Origin of the sequence: Mycobacterium sp. E1747, from assembly GCF_001667775.1 — a bacterium.
Taxonomy (GTDB): domain Bacteria; phylum Actinomycetota; class Actinomycetes; order Mycobacteriales; family Mycobacteriaceae; genus Mycobacterium.
Window position 1 is genome coordinate 1 of sequence record NZ_LZJI01000187.1, and the last position, 15,644, is coordinate 15,644.

Sequence of the window (15,644 nt, forward strand, 5' to 3'; positions counted from 1 at the left end):
ACCGTCGCGCAGATCGCCGAGCTGGTGGACGGCACGCTGGCCGACATCGCGCCGCAAGCCGCCGCCGAGCTCCGCGTCACTGGAACCGTCGAATTCGATTCGCGCGCAGTGGGTCCCGGCGCGCTCTTTCTCGCGCTGCCGGGGGCCCACGCCGACGGCCACGACTACGCGGAGTCGGCGGCGGCGGCCGGCGCGGTGGCCGTGCTGGCAGCCCGGCCGGTGGGGGTGCCAGCCATCGTGGTGCCGCCGCGGCCGCCGACGGGCGATGGCAGTCGCCTGGCCGGCGTGCTCGAACACGACACCGACGGCTCGGGCGCGGCGGTGCTGGCCGCGCTGGCCAAGCTGGCCAAGGCGGTGGCCGCGGAGCTGGTGGCCGGCGGCCTGACCATCATCGGCATCACGGGTTCGTCGGGGAAGACCTCGACCAAAGACCTCGTCAAAGCCGTGCTCGAGCCGCTGGGCGAGGTGATCGCCCCGCCCGGGTCGTTCAACAACGAGCTGGGACACCCCTGGACGGTGTTGCGCGCGACGCGAGACACCGACTACCTGGTTCTCGAGATGTCGGCCCGCCACCCCGGCAACATCGCCGCGCTGGCCGAGATCGCCCCGCCCGCGATCGGGGTGGTCCTCAACGTGGGCACCGCCCACCTAGGTGAGTTCGGCTCGCGCGAAGCCATCGCGCGCACTAAATCCGAACTGCCGCAAGCAGTTCCGTCGTCCGGCGTGGTCATCCTGAACGCCGATGACCCGGCCGTGGCGGCGATGGCCCGCGTCACCGGGGCCAGGGTGGTGCGGATCAGCCGGTCCAGCCGCACCGATTCGGGTCCCAGCGACGTCTGGGCGGACGGAGTGTCGCTGGACGAACTGGCCAGGCCGCGCTTTACCCTGCACGCGATGGACAGCGCGGTCGACGTTGAGCTCGGCGTGTTCGGCGACCATCAGGTCACCAACGCGCTGTGCGCCGCGGCGGTCGGGCTGGAGTGCGGCGCGACGGTCGACCAGGTCGCCGCCGCGCTGGCACAGGCCGGGCCGGTGTCGCGGCACCGGATGCAGGTCACCACCCGGATGGACGGGGTGACGGTGATCGACGACGCCTACAACGCCAACCCCGATTCGATGCGGGCCGGCCTGCAGGCGCTGGCCTGGATCGCCCACCGCCCGAGCGAGAAGCGCAGGAGCTGGGCGGTGCTGGGCGAAATGGCCGAGCTAGGCGACGACGCGCTGGCCGAACATGATCGCATCGGCCGGCTGGCGGTGCGCTTAGATGTGTCTCGACTTGTGGTCGTGGGAAGTGGGAGGTCGATGAGCGCCATGCACCACGGAGCCGTCATGGAGGGCTCGTGGGGGGTTTGCGGCGATAGGGGGGCCGTGAACGTGGCCGACGCCGGGGCCGCTCTGGCGCTCTTGCGGGCCGAGCTGCAGCCCGGCGACGTGGTCCTGGTCAAAGCTTCCAATGCGGCGGGGCTGGGAGCGCTGGCCGACGCGCTGGCTCGTGACGATCGCGAGGGCGGGGAAGCCGGGCGAAGCGGGTCGTCACGATTCAGCGACGGGGGGACAGGCTCGTGAGGCAAATCCTGATCGCCGTCGCGATTGCGCTTGCGGTGTCGATTTTGTTGACGCCGGCGCTGATTCGCTTGTTCACCAGGCAGGGCTTCGGCCATCACACCCGCGACGACGGGCCGCCCAGCCATCACGCCAAGCGGGGCACGCCGTCGATGGGCGGCGTGGCGATCCTCGCCGGGATCTGGGCCGGTTACCTCGGGACGCACCTGGCCGGGCTGGCCTTCGACGGCGAGGGCGTTTCCGCGTCGGGTCTGCTGGTACTGGGGCTGGCGACCGCGTTGGGCGGCGTCGGGTTCATTGACGACCTGATCAAGGTCCGCCGGTCGCGCAACCTCGGGCTGAACAAGACCGCCAAGACCGTCGGGCAGGTGGCCGCCGCGGTGCTCTTCGGTGTGCTGGTGTTGCGGTTCCGCAATGGCAGCGGATTGACCCCGGCCAGCTCAGACTTGTCCTACGTGCGCGAGATCGCCACCGTCACATTGACTCCCGCGCTGTTCGTGTTGTTCTGCGTGGTCGTGGTCAGTGCCTGGTCCAACGCGGTCAATTTCACCGACGGCCTGGACGGCCTGGCCGCGGGGTGCATGGCGATGGTCACCGCCGCCTACGTGTTGATCACCTTCTGGCAGTATCGCAACGCCTGTGTGACGGCTCCGGGCCTGGGCTGCTACAACGTGCGTGACCCGTTGGACCTGGCGCTAGTCGCGGCCGCCACCGCGGGCGCGTGCATCGGCTTTTTGTGGTGGAACGCCGCTCCCGCAAAGATTTTCATGGGTGACACCGGGTCGCTGGCGCTGGGTGGCATCATCGCGGGCCTGTCGGTCACCAGCCGCACCGAGATCCTCGCCGTCGTGCTGGGCTCGCTGTTCGTCGCCGAGGTCACCTCGGTGGTGTTGCAGATCCTGGCCTTTCGCACCACCGGTCGCCGGGTGTTCCGGATGGCGCCCTTCCACCACCATTTCGAGTTGGCGGGCTGGGCCGAAACCACGGTGATCATTCGCTTCTGGCTGCTCACGGCGATCACGTGTGGTCTGGGCGTGGCCCTCTTCTACGGTGAGTGGCTGGGCGCGATCGGTGCCTGACGTGGCCGGGCTCGAGCCTCTGGCGCCGGGCGCGCCGGTGCTGGTGGCCGGCGGCGGGATCACCGGCAAGGCGGTGCTGGCGGCGCTGACCCGGTTCGGCGCGGTGCCGACCCTCTGCGACGACGACGCGGCCACGTTGCGCCGCTACGCCGAGAGAGGCGTGGCGACGATGACGACGTCGACGTCCGCGGAGCGCCTCGCGCAGTACGCCCTGGTGGTCACCAGCCCCGGGTTCTCGCCGGACACGCCGCTGCTGGCCGCCGCCGCGACGGAGGGCGTGCCGATCTGGGGCGACGTGGAGCTGGCCTGGCGGCTGGACACTGCGGGTCATTACGGGCCGCCGCGGCGCTGGCTGGTGGTGACCGGCACGAACGGCAAGACGACCACCACGTCGATGCTGCAGGCCATGCTGACCGCCGCGGGCCGGCGCAGTGTGCTGTGCGGCAATATCGGCGACCCGGTGCTCGACGTGCTCGAGCAGCCGGCCGACCTACTGGCCGTCGAGCTGTCCAGCTTCCAGCTGCACTGGGCGCCCTCGGTGCGCCCCGAGGCGGGCGCCGTGCTCAACATCGCCGAAGACCACCTGGATTGGCACTCCACCATGGCCGACTACACGGCGGCCAAGGCGCGGGTGCTGGGCGGTCGGGTCGCGGTGGTGGGGCTCGACGACGCCCGGGCGGCCGCGTTGCTGAACACCGCCGCGGCGCCGGTGCGCGTCGGCTTCCGGCTCGGCGAGCCGGCGGCGGGCGAACTCGGCGTGCGTGACGGCCGGCTGATCGACCGTGCCTTCGCCGACGACCTCGCGCTCGTGCGGGCCGACTCGATCCCGGTGCCGGGGCCCGTCGGCGTCCTCGACGCCCTGGCCGCGGCGGCGCTGGCCCGCAGCGTCGGTGTGCCCGCCGAGGCGATCGCGGAGGCGATCGCGTCCTTCCGGGTGGGTCGGCACCGGGCGGAGGTGGTCACGGTCGCCGACGGCATCACCTACGTCGACGACTCCAAGGCCACCAATCCGCACGCGGCGGAGGCATCCGTGCTGGCCTATCCGCGCGTGGTGTGGGTGGCCGGCGGTTTGCTCAAGGGCGCGTCGGTCGACGCCGAGGTGGCCCGGATGGCGTCCCGCCTGGTCGGGGCGGTGCTCATCGGCCGAGATCGCCAAGAGGTTGCAGAGGCGTTATCGCGACACGCGCCGGATGTCCCCGTCGTCCAGGTTGTGACAGGCGAGGATGCTGATATGAATGCGACGGATGTGGTTATTGGGGCAGATGTGACAGAAGTGAAACATTCGGGTGGCGATCTCGGTACTTCCGTCATGACCGCGGCGGTGGCCGCGGCCCGCGACCTGGCCCGGCCCGGCGACACGGTACTGCTGGCACCGGCGGGCGCCTCGTTCGACCAGTTCACCGGGTACGCCGACCGTGGTGACGCCTTCGCCGCCGCCGTCCGCGCGGCCACCCGGTAGGCGGGCATGGGTAACCCGCTGGCCCGGCTCAGACGCCGGGGCAAGGACATGGCAGACGCCGGCGCCGCCGAGGCCACCGACGCCGAGGAGCCCGACGCCGACGCGGCGACCGGCCCCGTCAGCGCCGCCGGCAGCTCGGAAGCCAGGCCGTCCACGAAACCGCAGCGGGGCGAGGGGCGTAACCGGTTCGGCGCCTGGCTGAGCCGGCCCATGACGTCGTTCCACCTGATCATCGCCGTGGCCGGACTGCTGACGACGCTCGGTTTGATCATGGTGCTGTCTGCCTCGGGCGTGCGGTCCTACGACGCCGACGGGTCGGCCTGGGTGATCTTCGGCAAGCAGGTGTTGTGGACGGTGATCGGCCTGGTCGCCTGTTACGCCTCGCTGCGCATGTCGGTGCGCTTCATCCGTCGCGTCGCCTTCACCGGCTACGTCGTCACGGTCATCCTGCTGGTGCTCGTGCTGGTGCCCGGGATCGGCAACCTGGCCAACGGTTCCCGGAAGTGGTTCGTCATCGCCGGCTTCTCGATGCAGCCCTCCGAGCTGGCGAAAATCGCCTTCGCCATCTGGGGTGCGCATCTGCTGGCGGCCCGGCGGCTGGAGCGGGCCTCGCTGCGCGAATTGCTGATCCCGCTGGTGCCGGCCGCGGTCATCGCGCTGGCGCTGATCGTCGCCCAGCCCGACCTGGGGCAGACGGTGTCGCTGGGCATCATCCTGCTGGCGCTGTTGTGGTACGCCGGGTTGCCGCTGCGCGTCTTCGCCACCTCGCTGCTGGCCGTCTTCATGGCCGGCGCCATCCTGGCCATGTCCGCGGGATACCGCTCGGACCGGGTGAAATCCTGGATGAACCCCGAGAACGACCCCATGGACACCGGCTACCAGGCCCGCCAGGCGAAGTACGCCCTCGCCCACGGGGGGATCTTCGGCGACGGCCTGGGTCAGGGTGTCGCCAAGTGGAACTACCTGCCCAACGCCCACAACGACTTCATCTTCGCGATCATCGGCGAGGAGCTGGGCTTCGTCGGCGCGTTCGGCCTGCTGGTGCTCTTCGGGTTGTTCGCCTACACCGGGATGCGCATCGCCCGCCGGTCGGCCGATCCCTTTCTGCGGCTGCTGACCGCCACCACCACGATGTGGGTGCTGGGGCAGGCCTTCATCAACATCGGTTACGTGATCGGGATCCTGCCGGTCACCGGAATCCAGCTGCCCCTGATTTCCGCGGGGGGAACCTCCACGGCCGCAACGCTTTTCATGATCGGCATCATGGCCAACGCGGCCCGTCACGAACCTGAGGCGGTAGCCGCGCTGCGCGCCGGCCGTGACGACAAGGTGAACCGGTTCCTACGGCTGCCGCTGCCGCAGCCGTACGTGCCGACGCGGCTGGAATCGTTCCGCGACCGCAAGCGCGGTGGCAAGCAACCGGGCAACGCAACCCCGCCGCGCAGCGGCGCGCGCAACCCCGCCCGCAAGACGCAAGAACCGCTGCGGCCGGCGTTCTCCCGCACAGCCGCACGGCCGGCCCGCAGGGCGGTGCATCATGGATCTGGCCAGCGCTCCGCCACTCGCGGAGCCGGCCAGCGTCAGGCACGGCGCGCACGCGCACTGGAAGGTCAGCGTTACGGGTGAACGACACGGTCAGCAAGCCGACCGGCGGGCGGGGGACAAGTCCCCAGCCCGCCGGTGCCGCGTTGTCGGCTTGTAAGCCCTTGTCGGTCGTGCTGGCCGGCGGGGGCACGGCCGGCCACGTCGAGCCCGCGATGGCGGTGGCCGACGCGCTCAGCGCGCTCGATCCGCAGGTGCGCATCACGGCGCTGGGCACTCACCGCGGGCTGGAGACCAGGCTGGTGCCCCAGCGTGGCTACCACCTCGAGCTGATCACGCCGGTGCCGCTGCCGCGTAAGCCCAGCGGCGACCTGGCGCGACTGCCCCCGCGGGTGTGGCGCGCGGTCCGGGAGACCCGCGCGGTGCTCGACGCGGTGGACGCCGACGTCATCATCGGTTTCGGCGGGTACGTGGCGCTGCCGGCCTACCTCGCCGCCCGCGGCATTCCGCGCGGCCTCAGCCGTCGGCGCCGCGTCCCGGTGCTGATCCACGAGGCCAACGCCAGCGCCGGCCTGGCGAACCGGATCGGCGCCCGGCGAGCCGACCGGGTGCTGTCCGCCGTGCCCGATTGCGGCTTGCCGCACGCGGAGGTCGTCGGGGTGCCGGTGCGGGCGGCCATCACGTCGCTGGACCGCGCGGCCTTGCGCGGTGAGGCGCGCAGGCACTTCGGCTTCGCCGAGGACGCCAGGGTGTTGCTGGTGTTCGGCGGCTCGCAGGGGGCCGTGTCACTGAACCGCGCGGTGTCCGGTGCCGCCGCCGACCTGGCGGCCGCGGGCGTGTCGGTGCTGCATGCGCACGGGCCGAAGAACACCCTCGAGCTGCGGGAGAGCCAACCCGGTGATCCGCCGTACGTGGCGGTGCCCTACCTCGACCGGATGGACCTGGCCTACGCCGCCGCTGACCTGGCGATCTGCCGCTCCGGCGCCATGACCGTCGCCGAGGTCTCGGCGGTCGGACTGCCGGCCATCTACGTGCCCCTGCCGATCGGCAACGGCGAGCAGCGGCTCAACGCGCTCCCGGTGGTCAACGGCGGGGGCGGCATGGTGGTCGCCGACGCCGCCCTGACCCCGGAGCTGGTGGCCCGCGAGGTGGCCGCCCTGCTCAACGACCCGCCCCGGTTGGCGGCGATGACGACGGCGGCCGCGCGGGTCGGGCACCCTGACGCGGCGCGCCAGGTGGCGCAGGCGGCGCTGGACATCGCCAGGAAGGCAGCGGCGGGAGGGCGACGGTGAACGCCGAACAGCTGCCGCCCGAACTGCAGCGGGTGCACATGGTGGGCATCGGCGGGGCCGGGATGTCGGGCATCGCCCGAATCCTGCTGGACCGCGGCGCGCTCGTCTCGGGCTCCGACGCCAAGGAATCGCGCGGCGTGCACGCGTTGCGGGCCCGGGGCGCGTCGATCCGCATCGGCCACGACGCGTCGTCGCTCGACCTGTTGCCGGGCGGCCCGACCGCGGTGATCACCACCCACGCCGCCATCCCCAAGACCAACCCCGAGCTCGTCGAGGCCCGCCGGCGCGGCGTCCCGGTGATCCTGCGCCCGGCGGTGCTGGCCAAGCTGATGGACGGTCGGACCACGCTGATGGTCACCGGCACGCACGGCAAGACGACGACGACGTCGATGTTGATCGTGGCGCTGCAGCACTGCGGGCACGACCCGTCGTTCGCGGTCGGCGGTGAGATGGGGGAGGCCGGCACCAACGCGCATCACGGCAGCGGTGACTGCTTCGTAGCCGAGGCCGACGAAAGCGACGGATCGCTGCTGGAATACACACCCAACGTCGCGGTGGTCACCAACATCGAGACCGATCACCTGGACTTCTACGGCAGCGCCGACGCCTATGTCCGGGTGTTCGATGCCTTCGTGGAGCGGCTGGCCCCCGGCGGAGCGCTGGTGGTGTGCGTCGACGACCCGGGCGCGGCCGCGCTGGCGGACCGCACCGCCGAGCTGGGAATCCGGGTGCTGCGCTACGGATCCGACCCGGGTCAGGACCACGCCGCCACCCTGCTGTCCTGGGAGCAGCAGGGCACCGAGGCGGTCGCACACATCCTGCTGGCGGGCGAACAGCATCCCCGCGTCATGCGGCTGTCGGTGCCCGGGCGCCACATGGCGCTCAACGCGCTGGGCGCGCTGCTCGCCGCGCTCGAGATCGGCGCCCCGGCGGACGCGGTGCTCGACGGGCTGGCCGGTTTCGAGGGGGTGCGCCGGCGGTTCGAACTGGTCGGCAACTCGGGTTCGGTGCGGGTCTTTGACGACTATGCGCACCATCCCACCGAGATCAGCGCGACGCTGGCCGCGGTCCGCACGGTCCTCGAGCAGAGCGCCGGCGGTCGCAGCCTTGTGGTGTTCCAGCCCCACTTATATTCGCGCACAAAGGAATTCGCGGCAGAATTCGGTCGCGCGCTGGACGCCGCCGACGAGGTATTCGTCCTCGACGTGTACGGCGCCCGCGAACAACCCCTCGCCGGCGTCAGCGGGGCCAGCGTCGCCGAACACGTCAGCGTGCCCGTGCGCTACCTGCCAAACTTCTCCGCGGTCGCCGAGCAGGTGGCCGCCGCGGCCGGCCCCGGCGACGTCATCGTCACGATGGGCGCCGGCGACGTGACCCTGCTCGGACCGGAGATCGTCACGGAGCTGCGAATCCGGGACAACCGCAGCACGCCCGGCCGGCCGGGGGTGCCGCGATGACGCAGCCGGACGACCCCGTGGGTGTCGCCGGCGAACCGGCCTCCGACTCGGCGGACGGCGCGATCACCGAACCTATTTTCGCCGCCGGCCCCGACGTGCGGACGCCGACTGACGATGAGGAATTCGAGGGGCCGCGTCGGCGGGCGCGCCGGGAGCGAGCCGAACGGCGCGCCGCCCAGGCGCGCGCCACCGCCATCGAAGAGGCCCGCCGGGAGGCCAAACGCCGGGCCACCGGCCGCGCAGCCGACGAGCCCAAACCCGTCGCTCGGGGCGTGGTCCGCGGGCTGAAGATGCTGTTGCTGACGGTGCTGCTGGTCGCCCTGGGGATCGGGCTCGCGCTGATCCTCTACTTCACCCCCGCGATGTCGGCCCGCAACATCGTTGTCGTCGGCACTGGGGAGGTGACCCGGGAAGAGGTGTTGGACGCCGCCCGGGTGCGGCCGGGCACCCCCTTGCTGCAGATCAACACCAACCAGGTCGCCGACCGGGTGGCGGCCATCCGGCGCGTGGCCAGCGCGCGGGTGCAGCGCCAGTACCCGTCGGCCCTACGCATCACCATCGTCGAGCGAATCCCGGTGGCTGTAAAGGACTTTCCCGACGGCCCGCACCTGTTCGACCGCGATGGCGTCGACTTCGCGACCGGCCCGCCGCCCCCGGCGCTGCCGTACCTCGACGTCGCCGACCCGGGTCCCAACGACCCGGCGACCAAGGCGGCGCTGCAGGTGCTGACCGCGCTGCGGCCCGAGGTGGCCGGTCAGGTGGGCCGGGTCGCGGCCCCGTCGGTCGCCTCGATCACGCTCACGCTGGGCGATGGCCGGGTCGTCATCTGGGGGACGACCGATCGCACCGACGAGAAGGCCGAGAAGCTGGCGGCGCTGCTGACCCAGCCCGGGCGGACCTACGACGTCTCGAGCCCCGACCTGCCGACGGTGAAGTAGCGACGCCGGTCAAGCGCGGCGTGTGACGGCCGCAACAGAAAAAATTTGCGAGCCGCGCGTCGGCGCGCCTGCGGGGTTAGGGGGCGCCATGCCCATACCGTTCTGGTTGCGCGGAACTACTTGACATAACTCTAACTCTATGGTTGAGGTTGAGGGTTTGCCAGGGGAACCGTTCAGTGACCGGAGAAACCGAATCCCCACCAGGGAGGAAGACGAGATGATGACCCCCCCGCATAACTACCTGGCCGTCATCAAGGTTGTGGGTATCGGTGGTGGCGGCGTCAACGCCGTCAACCGGATGATCGAACAGGGCCTCAAGGGCGTGGAGTTCATCGCGATCAACACCGATGCTCAGGCGCTGTTGATGAGTGATGCCGACGTCAAGCTCGACGTCGGCCGCGACTCCACCCGCGGGCTCGGCGCCGGGGCGGACCCGGAGGTCGGCCGCAAGGCCGCCGAAGACGCCAAGGACGAGATCGAGGAGCTGCTGCGCGGCGCGGACATGGTGTTCGTGACCGCCGGCGAGGGCGGCGGCACGGGCACCGGCGGCGCGCCCGTCGTCGCCAGCATCGCCCGCAAGCTGGGCGCGCTGACCGTCGGCGTCGTCACCCGGCCGTTCTCCTTCGAGGGCAAGCGCCGAGGTTCGCAGGCCGAAGGCGGCATCAACACGCTGCGGGAAAGCTGCGACACCCTGATTGTCATCCCCAACGACCGGTTGCTGCAGATGGGCGATGCCGCGGTGTCCCTGATGGACGCGTTCCGCAGCGCCGACGAGGTGCTGCTCAACGGCGTGCAGGGCATCACCGACCTGATCACCACGCCGGGCCTGATCAACGTCGACTTCGCCGACGTCAAGGGCATCATGTCCGGTGCGGGCACCGCGCTGATGGGCATTGGCTCGGCCCGCGGCGAGGGCCGCTCGCTGAAGGCCGCGGAGATCGCGATCAACTCGCCGCTGCTGGAGCAATCCATGGAGGGCGCCCAGGGCGTGCTGATGTCGATCGCCGGCGGCAGCGACCTGGGCCTGTTCGAGATCAACGAGGCGGCCTCGCTGGTGCAGGACGCCGCCCATCAGGACGCCAACATCATCTTCGGCACCGTCATCGACGACTCGCTGGGCGACGAGGTGCGCGTCACGGTCATCGCCGCGGGCTTCAGCGCGGCCGGCCCCGGCCGCAGACCGGTCACCGGGGACAACGCCGCCGAAAAGGGCGGCGCGCACCGCATCGAATCGGCGAAGGCCGGCAAGCTCACCTCGACACTGTTCGAACCCGTGGACGCGGTCAGCGTGCCGGTTCACACCAACGGCGCCACGCTGAATATCGGTGGCGACGATGACGACGTCGACGTGCCGCCGTTCATGCGCCGCTGAGGTCTCGATTTGCTTGCCAGTGCGCGACAAACCGGCCGCGCCCGGATGGCGGCGCCCGTTGGCAGGCGTTGCGCTTCGGATACTGGACCTGTGAGCGTGCGCATCCGGCGGGTGACCACCACCCGCGCCGGTGGTGTCTCGGGTCCACCGTTCGACACCTTCAACCTGGGCGACCACGTCGGCGACGATCCGGCGGCGGTGGCCGCCAACCGGAACCGGCTGGCCGCCGCCATCGGGCTCAAGCCCGAGCGTGTCGTGTGGATGAACCAGGTCCACGGTGACCGGGTCGAGGTGGTCGACGGGCCACAGGGCACCGCGGTCGAGGACACCGACGCGCTGGTGACCGGCACCGCACGGCTCGCGCTGGCGGTGGTGACGGCCGACTGCGTGCCGGTGTTGCTCGCCGACGCGCGCGCCGGGGTGGCCGCGGCCGTGCACGCCGGCCGCGTCGGCGCCCAGCGCGGGGTGGTGGCCCGCACCGTGGAGGCGATGGTGCGGCTGGGGGCCCGCCCCGAAGACATCTCGGCACTGCTGGGCCCGGCGGTCAGTGGCCGCAACTACGAGGTCCCCGCGGCCATGGCCGACGAGGTGGAGGCCGCGCTGCCCGGCAGTCGCACCACCACCGCGGCAGGAACCCCCGGCCTCGACCTGCGGGCCGGAATCGCCTGCCAGCTCACGGATTTGGGTGTGAAGGCCATCGACATCGATCCCCGGTGCACGGTCGACGACCCGACATTGTTCAGCCACCGCCGGGACGCGCCCACCGGGCGGCTCGCCTCGCTGGTGTGGATGGAGTGACCGCGATGGCGGATAGGACGCCGGCGCCAGAAGGGCACGGTGACCGCGAAACGGAATTGACCCACGCATTAGCGGCGGTGCGTTCGCGCCTTGCGGCGGCTGCTGAAGCGGCGGGCCGCAATGTCGGTGAAATTGAACTACTGCCGATTACCAAATTCTTCCCAGCAACCGATGTGGTGACTTTGTCGCGATTGGGTTGCCGGGCCGTTGGCGAATCGCGCGATCAGGAGGCGTCGGCGAAAGTGAGCGAAGTCACCAAACTCTTATTGCGGGCCGACGTCCCGGGCATGCGCTGGCACATGGTGGGCCATATCCAGCGGAACAAGGCCCGTTCGGTCGCCCGCTGGGCGCACACCGCCCACTCGGTGGACAGCACACACCTTGTCGCCGCCCTCGACCGGGGCGTCTCGGCTGCCCTGGCCGAGGGCCGCCGCACCGATCCGATGCGGATTTATGTCCAGATCAGCCTCGACGGCGACGAGTCGCGGGGCGGCGTCGACATCTCGGCCCCGCGCGCGGTCGACCAGCTGTGCGCGCAGGCCGAGGAGTCGAAACACCTGGAATTGGTCGGCCTGATGGCGATCCCGCCGCTGGGCTCGGACCCCGACGCGGCCTTCGGGCGTCTGCGAACGGAGCATCTGCGCGTCCTGGAGTCGCATCCGACCGCGGTCGGCCTGTCCGCGGGCATGTCCAACGATTTCGAAATTGCCGTCAAACACGGTTCGACATGTGTGCGTGTCGGTACCGCGCTATTGGGCCCACGGCCGCTACCGTCACCGTATTAAGTCACTGTAGTCACATCTTCATCACTGACACCAAGCATCAGGGGCTAGAAGGGGTCAACGCAATGAGCACACTGCACAAAGTCAAGGCCTATTTCGGTATGGCCCCGATGGACGACTACGACGACGAGTATTACGACGACCACGCGCCCTCCCGCGGTTTCCCGCGCCCGCGTTTCGACGACGGGTACGGCCGCTACGAGGGTCGCGACTACGACGACCCACGCGAGCCCGCCGACTACCCGCCCCCGGGCGGCTACCGCGGCGGTTACGCGGAGGAGTCGCGCTACGGGGCCGTGCACCCCCGCGAGTTCGACCGGCCCGACATGGGCAGGCCGCGCTTCGGGTCCTGGCTGCGCAACTCGACCCGCGGCGCGCTGGCGATGGACCCGCGGCGCATGGCGATGATGTTCGAAGAGGGCCACCCGCTCTCGAAGATCACCACGCTGCGGCCCAAGGACTACAGCGAGGCCCGCACCATCGGCGAGCGGTTCCGCGACGGCACCCCGGTCATCATGGACCTGGTGTCGATGGACAACGCCGACGCGAAGCGGCTCGTCGACTTCGCGGCCGGCTTGGCCTTCGCCCTGCGCGGCTCCTTCGACAAGGTGGCCACCAAGGTGTTTCTGCTCTCGCCCGCCGATGTCGACGTTTCCCCGGAGGAACGCCGCCGCATCGCCGAAACCGGCTTCTACGCTTACCAATAGACCCGGCTGGGCGGCGGCGGCCGGCCGCCGCCTTCGCTGGTCGGGCCGGCTGAGATGTGGCCGAGGGCCCGGAGTCGGTACGCTGGCATGCGCCGCGCACGCCTGCGGCGCATGACATCTCATCGGTAAGGTCGGGGCTCTTCAGTTGGTGCTGTTCTTTCAGATCCTTGGGTTTGCGCTGTTCATCTTCTGGCTGCTGCTCATCGCCCGGGTCGTCGTCGAGTTCATCCGCTCATTCAGCCGCGACTGGCATCCCACCGGCATCACCGTCGTGATCCTCGAGATCATCATGTCGATCACCGATCCGCCGGTGAAGTTGCTGCGCCGGCTGATCCCTCAACTCACCATCGGGGCGGTCCGTTTCGATCTGTCCATCATGGTGCTGCTGCTGGTCGCGTTCATCGGCATGCAGCTCGCCTTCGGCGCCGCCGCGTAGCCTCGTTTCCGGCCGGTTTCGGCCCGGGGCAATGGCTGGCTTCCGCCCCGGAGACGGTTCGGCCACGTTTTAGCCTCGGTTTGGTGGCTGCGATTTAAAAATTCTAAGGTTTCGGATTTTATTGCCCTGAGCGTTTGAATTGGTTCTTATTTATTGGGCTAAACAGCAACGGTCGCGCCTGGTGTGACAGGATGGACGGCAGTTGCACGACGGCTACCACTGCGTTCTACACTTTCCAGAACGTTAGACAGGAACTTGAGGGGACGAAACAATGCCGCTGACACCAGCCGACGTCCACAATGTGGCGTTCAGTAAGCCACCGATCGGCAAGCGGGGCTACAACGAAGACGAGGTCGACGCCTTCCTCGATCTGGTGGAAGCCGAGCTGACGCGGCTCATCGAAGAGAACAGCGATCTGCGTCAGCGCATCGAGGAACTCGACCAGGAGCTGGCCTCGGGCGGTGGCGTGAGCGCCGCTCCGGCCGCCGCGGCTGCCCAGACTCAGGCGATTCCCGTCCCCGAGCCCGAGCCGGCGCCCAAGGCGGCACCGGTGGCCGCGCCCGCCGCGCCCACGTCTAGCAACGAGGAACAGGCCATGAAGGCCGCTCGGGTGCTCAGCCTGGCCCAGGACACCGCGGACCGGCTGACCAGCACGGCCAAGGCGGAGTCGGACAAGATGCTGGCCGACGCCCGCGCGAACGCCGACCAGATCCTCACCGAGGCCCGCCAGACCGCCGAGACCACGGTCACCGAGGCCCGGCAGCGCGCCGACGCGATGCTCGCGGACGCCCAAACCCGTTCCGAGACGCAGCTGCGCCAGGCCCAGGAGAAGGCCGACGCCCTGCAGGCTGACGCCGAGCGCAAGCACTCGGAGATCATGGGAACCATCAACCAGCAGCGCACCGTCCTGGAAGGCCGCCTCGAGCAGCTGCGCACCTTCGAACGTGAATACCGGACCCGGCTCAAGACCTACCTGGAATCGCAGCTGGAGGAGCTCGGCCAGCGTGGATCGGCCGCGCCCGTCGACTCCAGCGCGGAAGCCGCCGGATTCGACCAATTCAACCGGGGTAACAACTAGCCCCACAGGCGTGCCGGACACTTGCCCAGCTGCCCGGTTGGCACACTAGACCTGCACACGAACTGGCTGTCCCGCTCGCCGTTTGGAGGATGACCGATGCTGATCATTGCGCTGGTACTGGCCCTGGTCGGGCTCGTCGCGTTGGTGTTCGCCGTCGTGACGAGCAACGAGTTGGTGGCCTGGGTGTGCATCGGGGCCAGCGTGCTCGGCGTGGTGCTGTTGATCGTCGACGCGGTGCAGGAGCGGCAGCGCCGCGACGAGGGCGCCACGGACCAGCACGACGGTGAGGCCGGCGAACAGGCCGTCGACTACCCGGAGGAAGCGCCCGACGAGGGCGCCTACGAGGCTCCGGCGGAAGCCGGCACGCCGCCGTCGGAGGCGACGGAACAGTCGGCGGTGTCGGCAGAGGGTCGCGGCGACGAGGCCGCCAGGTAAGACTCAACCCGTGGGTGTCGCGAGCGTCTCGCGCACTTCGTCGTCGCTCACCTGATGGAAGTCGGTGTACACCTGGCCGACCGCTTCGAATCCGGGCGGCATTGTCACGCACACCACCTCGTCCGCCTCGATGCTGAGGTCACGGCAGGTCGACCGCGGCCCCACCGGCACCGCGACGACCACCGATTTCGGGCCCGCGGCTCGCACCGCCCGGACGGCGGCCAGCATGCTGGCCCCGGTCGCGATGCCGTCGTCGACGAGGATCACCACCTTGCCGCGCGGGTCGGCCAGCGCGCGATCACCCCGGTACGCCCGCTCACGGCGGGCGAGTTCGGTTGTCTCGCTTTGGATTACCTCGCGAATCTGCTCCTCGCTGATCTGCAGGCTGGATACCACGTCGTCGTTCATCACGACGCCACCGCCGCTGGCGACGGCGCCCATCGCAAGCTCCGACCAGCGCGGCACCCCAAGCTTGCGGACCAGGAAGACATCCAGCGGGGCGTGGAGCGCCGCGGCGATCTCCCAGGCCACCGGCACGCCGCCGCGGGCCAGCCCGAAGACCAGCACGTCGTCCGGGTCGCGATAGGACGTCAGCTGCTCGGCCAGCGCGCGGCCGGCCTCGCGACGGTCGCGGAAGGTGCGTGTCACAGTGCGCCGGAGGAATCCGTTGGGTGTCATCGGTCGCATTCCAGCCTACTTGCGGCGT

General features: G+C 70.2%; 15 protein-coding genes. 14 read left to right on the top strand and 1 reads right to left on the bottom strand.

The annotated features are described in order from the left end of the window. From murF to A5695_RS18660, 14 genes are all read left to right on the top strand, one after another. Positions 1–1,566, top strand: a 1,566-nt coding sequence (gene murF, locus A5695_RS18595) for a UDP-N-acetylmuramoyl-tripeptide--D-alanyl-D-alanine ligase (protein ID WP_068085299.1), incomplete at its 5' end; no start/stop codon positions are given. After that, positions 1,563–2,642, top strand: a complete 1,080-nt coding sequence (gene mraY, locus A5695_RS18600) for a phospho-N-acetylmuramoyl-pentapeptide-transferase (protein ID WP_068085302.1) — start codon at positions 1,563–1,565, stop codon at positions 2,640–2,642. The genes murF and mraY, both read left to right, overlap by 4 nt. Position 2,643: 1 nt before the next feature. Further along, positions 2,644–4,101, top strand: a complete 1,458-nt coding sequence (murD, locus tag A5695_RS18605; protein ID WP_369830210.1) for a UDP-N-acetylmuramoyl-L-alanine--D-glutamate ligase — start codon at positions 2,644–2,646, stop codon at positions 4,099–4,101. A 6-nt stretch (positions 4,102–4,107) separates the two neighbouring features. Continuing rightward, positions 4,108–5,727, top strand: coding sequence for a putative lipid II flippase FtsW (ftsW, locus tag A5695_RS18610; protein WP_068085305.1), 1,620 nt, complete (start codon positions 4,108–4,110; stop codon positions 5,725–5,727). Further along, the gene (gene murG, locus A5695_RS18615; protein WP_068085309.1) at positions 5,724–6,935 is read left to right on the top strand and encodes an undecaprenyldiphospho-muramoylpentapeptide beta-N-acetylglucosaminyltransferase; all 1,212 of its coding nucleotides are present in this window, start codon (positions 5,724–5,726) and stop codon (positions 6,933–6,935) included. Before ftsW ends, murG begins: the two co-directional genes overlap by 4 nt. Further along, complete coding sequence (gene murC, locus A5695_RS18620) at positions 6,932–8,392, top strand: UDP-N-acetylmuramate--L-alanine ligase (protein WP_068085312.1); 1,461 nt, start codon at positions 6,932–6,934, stop codon at positions 8,390–8,392. The genes murG and murC overlap by 4 nt, the downstream gene beginning before the upstream one ends. Continuing rightward, complete coding sequence (locus tag A5695_RS18625; protein WP_068085316.1) at positions 8,389–9,330, top strand: cell division protein FtsQ/DivIB; 942 nt, start codon at positions 8,389–8,391, stop codon at positions 9,328–9,330. The genes murC and A5695_RS18625 overlap by 4 nt, the downstream gene beginning before the upstream one ends. A gap of 220 nt (positions 9,331–9,550) precedes the next feature. Next, positions 9,551–10,702: a cell division protein FtsZ gene (gene ftsZ, locus A5695_RS18630; RefSeq protein WP_040623672.1), complete on the top strand. Its 1,152-nt coding sequence runs from the start codon at positions 9,551–9,553 to the stop codon at positions 10,700–10,702. A 90-nt stretch (positions 10,703–10,792) separates the two neighbouring features. Continuing rightward, positions 10,793–11,500: a peptidoglycan editing factor PgeF gene (gene pgeF / locus A5695_RS18635; protein ID WP_068085319.1), complete on the top strand. Its 708-nt coding sequence runs from the start codon at positions 10,793–10,795 to the stop codon at positions 11,498–11,500. A gap of 5 nt (positions 11,501–11,505) precedes the next feature. Then, entirely contained in the window at positions 11,506–12,285 is a 780-nt protein-coding gene (locus A5695_RS18640) for a YggS family pyridoxal phosphate-dependent enzyme (protein WP_068085345.1), read from the top strand. 62 nt (positions 12,286–12,347) lie between these two features. After that, positions 12,348–12,989 carry a cell division protein SepF gene (locus A5695_RS18645; RefSeq protein ID WP_068085322.1) on the top strand — a complete coding sequence of 214 codons (642 nt, stop codon included), beginning with the start codon at positions 12,348–12,350 and terminating at the stop codon, positions 12,987–12,989. Between the two features lie 145 nt (positions 12,990–13,134). Further along, entirely contained in the window at positions 13,135–13,425 is a 291-nt protein-coding gene (locus A5695_RS18650; protein WP_007170773.1) for a YggT family protein, read from the top strand. Between the two features lie 271 nt (positions 13,426–13,696). After that, positions 13,697–14,503, top strand: a complete 807-nt coding sequence (locus A5695_RS18655) for a DivIVA domain-containing protein (protein ID WP_068085327.1) — start codon at positions 13,697–13,699, stop codon at positions 14,501–14,503. Between the two features lie 96 nt (positions 14,504–14,599). Further along, a complete protein-coding gene (locus A5695_RS18660; protein ID WP_068085329.1) occupies positions 14,600–14,938 on the top strand; it encodes a hypothetical protein in 339 nt (112 codons plus the stop codon). Positions 14,939–14,941: 3 nt separating this feature from the next. Here the strand turns inward: A5695_RS18660 and A5695_RS18665 are convergent, their stop codons facing one another. After that, on the bottom strand, positions 14,942–15,616 hold the full coding sequence (locus A5695_RS18665; RefSeq protein WP_068085349.1) for a phosphoribosyltransferase: 675 nt from the start codon (positions 15,614–15,616) through the stop codon (positions 14,942–14,944). Positions 15,617–15,644: the final 28 nt, after the last annotated feature.

What these genes read in the sequence shown, in the direction of transcription:
- ftsW (WP_068085305.1), top strand. Translation starts at nt 4,108, where the DNA reads ATGGGTAACCCGCTGGCCCGGCTCAGACGCCGGGGCAAGGACATGGCA.
- A5695_RS18625 (WP_068085316.1), top strand. Translation starts at nt 8,389, where the DNA reads ATGACGCAGCCGGACGACCCCGTGGGTGTCGCCGGCGAACCGGCCTCC.
- ftsZ (WP_040623672.1), top strand. Translation starts at nt 9,551, where the DNA reads ATGACCCCCCCGCATAACTACCTGGCCGTCATCAAGGTTGTGGGTATC.
- A5695_RS18640 (WP_068085345.1), top strand. Translation starts at nt 11,506, where the DNA reads ATGGCGGATAGGACGCCGGCGCCAGAAGGGCACGGTGACCGCGAAACG.
- A5695_RS18645 (WP_068085322.1), top strand. Translation starts at nt 12,348, where the DNA reads ATGAGCACACTGCACAAAGTCAAGGCCTATTTCGGTATGGCCCCGATG.
- A5695_RS18655 (WP_068085327.1), top strand. Translation starts at nt 13,697, where the DNA reads ATGCCGCTGACACCAGCCGACGTCCACAATGTGGCGTTCAGTAAGCCA.
- A5695_RS18660 (WP_068085329.1), top strand. Translation starts at nt 14,600, where the DNA reads ATGCTGATCATTGCGCTGGTACTGGCCCTGGTCGGGCTCGTCGCGTTG.
- A5695_RS18665 (WP_068085349.1), bottom strand. Translation starts at nt 15,616, where the DNA reads ATGACACCCAACGGATTCCTCCGGCGCACTGTGACACGCACCTTCCGC.